At 34.1% G+C, this 9622-nt stretch carries 7 protein-coding genes and 1 pseudogene; 5 read left to right on the top strand and 3 right to left on the bottom strand.

The window, feature by feature from the left end; all coding sequences use genetic code 11:
- Positions 1–1318: IS110 family transposase (locus BK585_RS23455; protein WP_078557294.1), on the bottom strand; the 1318-nt coding region annotated here is incomplete at its 3' end.
- 906 nt (positions 1319–2224) lie between these two features.
- Here BK585_RS23455 and bluB point away from each other — a divergent pair.
- The 5 genes and pseudogenes from bluB to BK585_RS23430 all read left to right on the top strand — a co-directional run bounded on the left by bluB (position 2225) and on the right by BK585_RS23430 (position 6203).
- Positions 2225–2803: pseudogene (gene bluB / locus BK585_RS23450) on the top strand (5,6-dimethylbenzimidazole synthase).
- A 543-nt stretch (positions 2804–3346) separates the two neighbouring features.
- Positions 3347–3952 carry a hypothetical protein gene (locus BK585_RS23445; protein WP_078557263.1) on the top strand — a complete coding sequence of 202 codons (606 nt, stop codon included), beginning with the start codon at positions 3347–3349 and terminating at the stop codon, positions 3950–3952.
- Positions 3949–4653, top strand: a complete 705-nt coding sequence (locus BK585_RS23440; protein WP_078557262.1) for a hypothetical protein — start codon at positions 3949–3951, stop codon at positions 4651–4653. Before BK585_RS23445 ends, BK585_RS23440 begins: the two co-directional genes overlap by 4 nt.
- A complete protein-coding gene (locus BK585_RS23435; RefSeq protein WP_078557261.1) occupies positions 4653–5510 on the top strand; it encodes a hypothetical protein in 858 nt (285 codons plus the stop codon). Before BK585_RS23440 ends, BK585_RS23435 begins: the two co-directional genes overlap by 1 nt.
- A 396-nt stretch (positions 5511–5906) precedes the next feature.
- Positions 5907–6203, top strand: a complete 297-nt coding sequence (locus tag BK585_RS23430) for a hypothetical protein (RefSeq protein WP_170885728.1) — start codon at positions 5907–5909, stop codon at positions 6201–6203.
- A gap of 64 nt (positions 6204–6267) precedes the next feature.
- On the opposite strand, the gene BK585_RS23425 is transcribed toward BK585_RS23430, so the two are convergent.
- On the bottom strand, positions 6268–7107 hold the full coding sequence (locus BK585_RS23425) for a ThiF family adenylyltransferase (RefSeq protein WP_078557259.1): 840 nt from the start codon (positions 7105–7107) through the stop codon (positions 6268–6270).
- A gap of 403 nt (positions 7108–7510) precedes the next feature.
- Positions 7511–9370 carry a group II intron reverse transcriptase/maturase gene (gene ltrA, locus BK585_RS23415; protein WP_078557257.1) on the bottom strand — a complete coding sequence of 620 codons (1860 nt, stop codon included), beginning with the start codon at positions 9368–9370 and terminating at the stop codon, positions 7511–7513.
- Positions 9371–9622: the final 252 nt, after the last annotated feature.

Genomic DNA, 9622 nt, shown 5'->3' with positions numbered 1-9622 from the left:
TTTTTAGGACTGTGTAAATAAGTGATGCTATTTTGCCGCATAAGTGCCCAATTGCCTTTTTCTTGTTCATTCCTTCACTTACCTTACGGTCATAGTATAATTTGAAGACGGTAGGGTGTTTTTGCCCGTTTGCTAGGATAATTAAAGCAATTTGATAAAGGACTCTCCTGGCATCTCTAACACCGCTGTATGTCTGTCTTGTGCCAGTTACCGATGTTCCTGACTGCTTGTTTTCCGAAGATACACCTAGATATTTCTTGAACTCTTTATATGTATTAAATCGTTCAACATCACCTATGACCCCAATCAGTGTACAGGCGATGTTTTCGCTCACAAAAGGAAGGGACATTAAGATTTCTGTATATGGGTGAGCATCTAAACCTTTGTCAGGGTCACCCCATAAAAGTTTATGAATCTCTTTGTCAATTAGTTTGATGCTTTCTTCGAGACGTAGGGCTTCTTCTATAACCCATTTTTGTCTTTCGACAAGATGTTCAGCTGGAACTGCAATAGTGTTAGGCATTACTTTAGCTAATATGTTAGCTGCTCGTTTAGCCACACTTTTTGCACCAGCTTTCAATAAAAAATTATATATCTCTTCTGCTGTGGCTTCCTTCATATGAAGTCCCGTAGGGAACTCTAAGACTAACTTCAACACAGAGGTGCTAGATAGGCTCTTAAAAGCTTTATTTAAATCAGGATGAGTGACTTTTAAAAGCTGTTGAACCTGGTTCTTACGTCGAGTTAATTGGACGTTTAAATACCATCTGTCCCTCATTACTGTTCGAAATAAAGATTGAAGGACTGATTGAGGTCTAATAAGAGTTACACCTTGCATATGTGGATGTAATTGCTTATGCCACCCCATATAAGCCATTACTTTGGCATCCATTGAATCAGTTTTTTCAGAGATTCCTAAGTTATTTTTACGGAACTCACCAACGGCTCTATTTTCAACTTGAAAGAGTTCATAACCCTCATTTAATAACACTTGCTGTATTAGATAAGAATAGTGTCCGCCTGTTGGTTCCAAAAGAATTAAAAAGTCTTTTTTGGTAAGACAGAATTGTTTTTCAATCCTTCTTAAAGCATTTAAAAACTCAGCGATTCCAGCACTATCGGAGTTGAATTTCATTGTCTTCGTCCTTTTCCAAGCAATCCCTTTAGGATCTAAGAATGCATCAAATGGAATACAGGATGCAACGTGAAAGCTCGCTCCAATATCAATACCTACATAAAACTGATAAAAATTACGCTGCCCTTTATGGCTGTTATGCGTGTCATTTCCATAACTAAATGGAGTAATGGTAGTGTTCATCATTTCTCCTCCCAGTCGCAGTATGACATATCTGACTATCCAAGTTTCCGTGAGAGCTTTGTGCCCATTGTAGTATGTCAGGATTATATCGCCAGATATTAAATCTCATATTTAACACAAGAGTCTAGTTTCCTAGCTCCAACCAACGGTAGAGTTTCAACTGCTTAATATTATATTGCTTTTGGTTTTCTCCAATATAGTCTTTTAAACAAAATAAAAATTACGACATAAAACCTCAAAATTCCTCCTAATAAATAAAAAAATCCTGTAAAAAATACAGGAATGAATTTTGGTTATTAAATTGGGGTGCAGTGCCGTTTTATTGTGTAAGTGGAGTGCCTCACATCAATATTAGAGGTCTAACTTATAGCCCCATTCCAGTAAGTCGGAATCACTATAAGGGTCACTGCACAACATAATTTTACATCACTTTTAACCATAAAAAAACCCAATGTCCTCAAACTAACGGTAGGGTTCCACTAAATTAGTGATCCCACATTTAAGTCAAAGGTACATCGGTAGTTCTATTATACAATTAATTAAAAGAATATTGAATATATTATCTGTTACAATGGATTTAATCACTTGGCATACAATAGTATGTAGTGCTTCAAATCATATCTATATTAGTGTAAAGCATTACGGAAACTATAGGAGGCAATAGCCGAATAAATGTTATCGTCTTCCCTCAAAAGTTGAAACAAATGTACCTTAAAGTCTAAAAGGTACGCACAATTAAGTTTTTGAATTCTAGGTGAGTTTGTGAAGTTTCGAACATAAACGAGGCAGTTATATTAAGTAAGCAGATTTTACTTTGGTCTTGCTTTCATATTTTACAGCCACTAATATTATATTGAATAAAAAACTGGGAATTTTTGTATTGAAGGAGGGAAGAACTTGTTAGAAATGTTACAGAAGAATGGCGTTTATAAAGCGATTTTTGAAAGAAGAGAGGTTAGAGAATTTAATAGCAAACCATTGCCACAAGAAAAGTTGAAAAATATATTACTGGCAGGTCACCATGATCCTTCTGTTGGGTTCATGCAGCCTTGGGATTTTATTATTATCGAATTACAAGAAGTCAAAGATAGCCTTGCTAAGGCTTTTCAAAAAGAAATTTATGCTTTAGCTATTCGCTATGAGGATGAAAAGAAGAAAAAATTCTTATCCTTAAAACTTGAGGGGTTAAAAAAAGCTCCCGTAACCCATTTGTGTCACCTGTGACCCAACAAGGGGAGGAGGGCACGTACTAGGACGAAATTCGATTCCAGAAACAGATATTCTCTCGGTGGCCTGTTGCATTCAAAATATGTGGTTAGATGCTTATGCTGAGGGAATTGCTATGGGGTGGGTAAGTTTTTATATAAAAACTTCAATGTCCGTGAGCGCCTTCATATGCCACCTCATATTGAACCCGTCGCGCTAATATCTCTTAGTTTTACGGATAATTACCCCAAAGCCCCTATTTTAGAAAAAGAGAATTGAGAAAAAAGAGTTCAAATTAACAACCTCATTCACTATGATAACTGGCGTTCTAGTAACCATAATTTATTCAAGTAAACTGGATGAACTTGAAGAACAATAAACAAAACTAAGTCATTTACTTCCTAGTACTACGATACTGGTAACTAGATACATTTTTAAAGGTTTTTAACCACAGAGTGAATTCCTAATAAGAATTACTATCATGATCCTTCCTCTCGTGCAGCTATTAGCAAAGAAAATTGGGAAAACACCTTATAAAGTTGAAGAATACTTAATAGTATTGGATTAATCAAGACAACAAATTTTACATCAAGCAAACCAAATTCTCGAATTTTCCAAAGGTTTTCTATAATGATATTAATAACATATAGGTGAAACTTTAAAACTAATAAGACTTATATCAATTAAACTACTTGAAAAGTTATTACTTGGCATAGTAAAATATTTATACAATACTAAACTATTTAAATAAAATGGGAAAAAGCCCTAATAAGCAGTAGCAATAGCTATGCTTATTAGGGCTTTTTTTATTGGGAGGGAAAGATGAATGTGAAGAACGCAAGGGAACATATTGCTTTACAGGATTTGGTTGTCGCATCGTTACTAAGCAATGGGGAGTTATGCCCGTTAAAGAAGGAACCGGTATTAATTGTTCCATTTACAAAAGAAAAAGCATTATACCTATTGAATTATTTAAAAAGTAATAATTTAGGGGAGTACGTCCGTGTAAAAGAAAAGAGTGAAGAATTTGAGGTCATCTTAGATACAAACTTATATAAAATTACACAAGAATGGTACAAGAACAGAGAAAAAATATTTAGCAAAAAACTAGGTGCTACATATGTAGGATACAGTACTATTATTCTTTGTATTAATCTCTTTGGAAATCGAAAGCTTGAAAGTATAGGCATCCCTTCCTCTATTCATAAAGACCTTTTAAAAACACTTACGTACCATATGGAAAAGTGTTTAGAACAAACAGTCATACCAGGTAAAAATGAAATTAAGATACCAGAAGTACCAAACTTATTCCTAGATACCTTATCTAAAGTTTCAAGCATTAATAGTACAGAAATTGCAAACTTTTTAACCAATCATGAAAAGAACAAACTAATCCAAGTCTCTTCGCAGAGAGGGGGATTATCATGAGATATAAAGTTGGAATTGTAGTATCAATTAGCGTCCTTTTAATCGGGTGTGGTAGCGATAAAATTTTGAAAGAGGCCCAAAGTACCCAAGCCCAAAATGAAACCGTTCAAGAGGAAATAGAGCAATTACATCAAGATAGAATTGACCTGTATCAAGAGTTAGAAAGACCAATTGAAGAAGTATTAAGCGAAATAGAACTTGAAGAAAGGGAGCTTATAGCTAAAGATGAACAGCTACCTGTTAGGCAGCAATATACAGACGAAGAAGAGTTCGCTCAATTTGTTGCTGAAAAACTGTACAGATTTTATACCCTCGAATTAAGTCCAGAAGAGTTCTATAAATTTAATATAAACTATGGTTCGCAAGAAATTCTTGAAGGTATGGCTAGCGATAGAGAAGGGAATATCGTTGTGTATTCAAACATTCAGTCCCTGTTTGAAGAATTAACAACCATAAAACATGGATATGATATTTCAACTGTTGGTCTTAATTCTAATCGGAGGGAAGGATATTTTTATAGATTGATTTATACCAACCTTGGTGAAGAGTATTATATAACCACAATTGTAAGAGAAGATGGTATATGGAAGTTTAGCAATGATAAAACTTCTCCTCCATTTGATATTAAAGACACCATTCCTGATACAGAAACTGTAAAAACTACTGAAGTCATAATAAATGTAAAAGAGGAAGTGGAATAATGACAATCGAACAAAAAGATATTTTCCAATATACCAAACAAAAACTTGAGTCTCACTTTCAAAACAATGAAAATTTCAATAAACAATTCACTATCATGTATGAGTTTTATCACAAAAAATTAGCTTGGATAATCAATGAGTCAGAAATAAGTTTCTTTTCTGAGATGTTCTTCCAAGCTGTTAAAAGTCAATTTTTCAATGGATATTTTATGATACGAGAATATTTAGCTTTACCTGAAGGAGAACTTACTGATGAGTGGTTAGCTCAACCTGAGAGTTTTTTAACAGAAGAGATTCCAAACCTTATTCGTCAACTAGTTGGTGAAAACTTTGAAAATGCCATTACAAGTCAAGATATGCACCAATTAACAATATGGACGGTTACGAAGTATGAAGATGTTCTTCCAATCTTAGGAGAAATAGCCTTTGATATCGTTTGTTTAGGAGCAAAACAAGCAATAAAAGATGAAAGGACTAACCGTGATATACCAAAGTATGAGCCTTCATTTACAAGCTTGTTAGCACCCGTAGAAGAATATACTTTTATTAATCCTCAGTTGTACTTGGTATCAAACTTTATTAATAGCGAATCAGAAATATGGACAATTTCATGGTGGTCGTCTCTTAATAAAATTGATAATAAAGCTGGTGAGGTCCTTATCGCCAAAGCACAAACAGAGATGGGAGAACAATATATTCTTAATGTAAGTCTAAGTCGTGAAATTAATGAATTAGACCGTCAACCTTTGTTGGAAAATATATTAACCCGTTTTATGGAGAACAATAATATTCCAAGATATAATGTTGCAGTTGGATTTTCCATTGTGGAAGATTACTATGTTTTAGTTCAAGAATAACGTAATTATTCAACTTTTGTTTCATCACCTTAATTTTCTTCGACCCTCATTATATAGAGGGTCTTTTTTATTTAAAAATTTGCAAAAAAAAAATCTCGGGCATTGTTCTATTTTACCTTATCACATGATGCAATCTCCTTACTATTAGCAACTCAAGAAATTAAGTATATAAATATCCAAATAATGAACATTGTTTATAGGGGAGCAACACTAAGTAGACAGAATAATCTTATTTTTTGTGAAACGTCGTGAAACGTTTTTGGGTTGCTTTACTATCATTATTATAAAAGTAATATGGAATTTATTTATTGAATAATTGAAAATTCCATAAAAGTTTAGAGGGCGTAAATGTCTATTTATCATATTAAACTATTTTTAATAGGAGAGGTTGTAAACATGAATGAAATAAGAGAAATCATTGAAGTTGCTGAAAACCTAAATCAACAGATTACAATAAGGGAAAATAATCCATTACATGATGAGAACCACATTAAAGCATTGACAATAACAATTAAGTTAATAGTCGCTGAATTAAAGAAGTTAGAAAATGTTACTACACTTTTTGATGTCACATTGAGCAAAGGAAATTTAATTAGATGGATGCTTTTAATGGATAGAATTGTAAGGGCAGACGATTTTTCGCCATTTCAACATATGGTAGCACATTTGAAAGTGTTAATTGAAGATATTTAAAACATACAATAAAGGATAGGGATTACAAGTATTAATCCTTATCCTTTATATTTTCCTATATTATTTATTGAGCTCTCATAAACCCATCCTCTGCATGAAAAAAGACTTTATGCTTACTAATTGTATTACTTTCAAAAAACTTATTTAACAAAACTCCCATTGACATAGCTGCCATTTTATTTGTTATACTTCTTTGAGGGTCTGAAGCTAACAATTCAGAACAAGAAAGCTGAGATGGAGCTATTTCATCATTATCTTCTAAAATATCTGGAAATACTTCTGCGACAGGAGGAAGAAGCGTTTTTCGGTTAAGTTTTAACCCGCAAACAGCTTGACCTGTCCAACCGGTATTCTCATAATTATCTATTTCTTCTTTAGTCCATTCATTCCTTGGTCGATTCACATAATCATGAGGTACGTTCACACTATCATTCCCAACATCAATATATAAAATTTGAGAAGAAGTTTGAAAGAATTCGTGCAGGATTTTCCTAGTAAAATTGTTATCGACACATCCTATAATGACAGGTAAAAATAATACATAATTAGTATAGCCAATATTCAAATAATCTGTTTTAAAAAGAGATTTCAATGTTTGGACATCTTCCACATACCCTTTGGTATAGGAACCAATTTGAATATTGTAAGCCGTTCGATATCGATTAGCTAATACTTCAGCCTTACTTTTACCAATTTCAGATTCAAGGAATAATTGATTTCTCAAATTCTTTCTTTCGATAATGTCTGGATCAGCCAGAATATATTGACCATTAATATTAAATGTAGATAACATCTGGGCGATATGCTGTACCATTAAAGACCCTGTTCCCCCAGTACCCACTTGTATAATGTAAGGATAAATAATATCCTTAGATGATTCTTTTAATAAATCAATGGGTTTCATTGTTAACGTACCTCCACATTATGTAAAGGATACGAAGACAAATCAACATTTTCAAAAGGATTATCAAAAATGTTACAAGGATCAAGTGTAATATGAATATTCTTAGCGACATTAAATGTCCGTACCGTAATTTCAGGAAAGAATTTATCAACCCTGCCAACTATTGCATATAAAAGTTCGTTTCTTTCACTTATATCATCTTGCATAGATGGAGTAGGGGACATAGTATGGTGATATGTAGCATCCCAATCTGTGAGGATTGGGGTAGCTACTGCCCATTTCGGGTCCGATAGGTAGGTTTTGACGTTGGCATTACCCAGTACGCTTCACCTTTCCCCCGGTTCACACGGTACGTGAGACTTTCACCTCATACCGCGTTCCATCATTACTCATATATCGAATTTTAATTGTTCAACTTGTCTCTAAAGTCTTTTATTTTCTTATAAATCTTCGCACCAAGGTGTGATAATTCTTCATTACTATGGATGTGTATGTGACATTGTTCATGAACGGTTGCTAGATTACTCACTCTGTTTACTACTTTCGGGTTTAGCCTAGGATTAATATGGTGAGTGTGAACATTAAAATTTGTTACTACGTGTCCACACACTCTACATTTTCCTTTGTCTCTATTGTAGGCATATGTCCTGTTCAAAAAGTATTCAAAAGTGTATAGTTTTCCAGTTAATCCTAGTGATATTAGTTTAGAGAGATGTAATGAAAACACTTCATCGGCTCTTGCTAATGCACGCTTTTTACCCGTTCTCTGTATGTGTAATTCTCTACCTCGTGGACTGTATGGTGTTTCTTCCGGATTCTTTAACTTGGTCTTTTTCCATGTAGCAAAATCAAGTCTTGTTATTCCTACTTGATGATTAAATAGATTGATTGAAGCTATTTTCGTTTTATAATCGCCATGTACTGAAGGGAGATTATAGGTTTCATCAGCAGGTATCCTTTTACTGTTCCAACGTTTTAGCGCATACAAAGAAGTAGTGTTGAGAGAGTTAGCATACTTTCTAAGAGCAATGTTCACATGACTTGCAGTTTCATAGTATTCTATTAAACCTCTAATCTTTTGATTAACAATATTTATTTGGTGCATAAGTAAGGGGGCTTCGGTGAATTTCTTTAGCTTCTTACTAGCAATGTATATATCCTTAACCTTTGATTTGAGTTTATCTGGATCCGGGTACGATATAGTAACATATTTTCTCTTTGATTTTCCCTTTACAGCTTTGATGTTGAAACCTAAGAACTTTATTGGCTTCTTACGCACATCAGTTATTAGAGTTTTTTCATCAGATAGCTTTAACTTTAAATTACTTGAAAGGTATTTATTGATTCGAAATTTCCATTTCAGGGCGTTTTCCTTACTATTAGTGATAAGAACCCAGTCGTCAGCATATCTGACAAAATAGGCTGGTTTTTGATTACTTCGCAAATGAAGAGCATCCAGCCTCTTATTTTTATCTTTATAGCTATACCTGGTTTTCTTTTCTTCCCATTCTCTGGTTATCCATTGGTCTAAACTATGGAGATATACATTTGCTAGAAGGGGAGATATAACTCCACCTTGAGGGGTGCCAATTTCATTCACCTTGGTTTCCCCCATTATTCCAGCTTTCAACATGGCTTTTATAATCATTAGAACTCTTTGGTCTTTGATACCCATTGAATAGAGCTTACCAATAAGAATTCTGTGATTAACATTATCAAAGAATTTGGAGATGTCTCCTTCGATAATCCAGTAGTAACCTTTGTGGACCATCTGTTGAATTCTTTCCGTAGCCATGTGTTGATTTCTCCAAGGTCTGAATCCGTAAGAATGGTCAATGAATTGAGCTTCTAAGATAGGCTCAATTATCGTTTTAACACATTCTTGAATAATCTTATCGAAGTTAGTGGGAATACCCAACGGACGCTTTTCTTTCTTACCGGGTTTGTCTATATACTTCCTACGTACCTCTGAGGGTTTATAGTTGTAAAAGGACTTTTGTATGTTTTCTATTAACTCACGATAATCCTTTTTCAGTATGTCTGACATGGTAATATCGTCAACGCCTGCTGTTTCGCTACCTTTATTTGCCTTGATTTTATGGATGGCTGTAAGAATTGTCGCTTCTGAAGAAGCAATTTCAAGTAAACCTTTAAAGCATGGCCTATTTCCATTTTGAATAGTATCCTTCGTATCACTGTAAAGAGAGTCGAGAATATTTTTTAATTCACTTTCAGACTTAGGTAAGTTGTATTTTTGTACCACCGGCATCACTTCCTTCCGAAGAATATTTGCCATTATTAATGGGTTTTAGTCAGGTTTGCTCAACGGCTTCCACAACTCTTGAACATAAATTCGATTGTTGAAATAATGACTATGCCCCTTCGCTCCACGTCCATTACAGACGCTTCAACACTACTACAGGCTGCTGCCCCTTTGATTCATTAGTCATTTCCTACTAATTAGGAGTCATAGATTATTAATAATCTCATCCTTCAAAGGTTCACTTGTTCCGTA

Source organism: Bacillus alkalicellulosilyticus (assembly GCF_002019795.1).
GTDB lineage: Bacteria > Bacillota > Bacilli > Bacillales > Bacillaceae_F > Bacillus_AO > Bacillus_AO alkalicellulosilyticum.
This window is presented reverse-complemented; position numbering and strand designations above follow the sequence as displayed.

Excerpts from the sequence above, each read along its gene's own strand:
- BK585_RS23445 (WP_078557263.1), top strand. The coding sequence starts at position 3,347 with ATGAATGTGAAGAACGCAAGGGAACATATTGCTTTACAGGATTTGGTT.
- BK585_RS23440 (WP_078557262.1), top strand. The coding sequence starts at position 3,949 with ATGAGATATAAAGTTGGAATTGTAGTATCAATTAGCGTCCTTTTAATC.
- BK585_RS23435 (WP_078557261.1), top strand. The coding sequence starts at position 4,653 with ATGACAATCGAACAAAAAGATATTTTCCAATATACCAAACAAAAACTT.
- BK585_RS23430 (WP_170885728.1), top strand. The coding sequence starts at position 5,907 with ATGAATGAAATAAGAGAAATCATTGAAGTTGCTGAAAACCTAAATCAA.
- BK585_RS23425 (WP_078557259.1), bottom strand. The coding sequence starts at position 7,107 with ATGAAACCCATTGATTTATTAAAAGAATCATCTAAGGATATTATTTAT.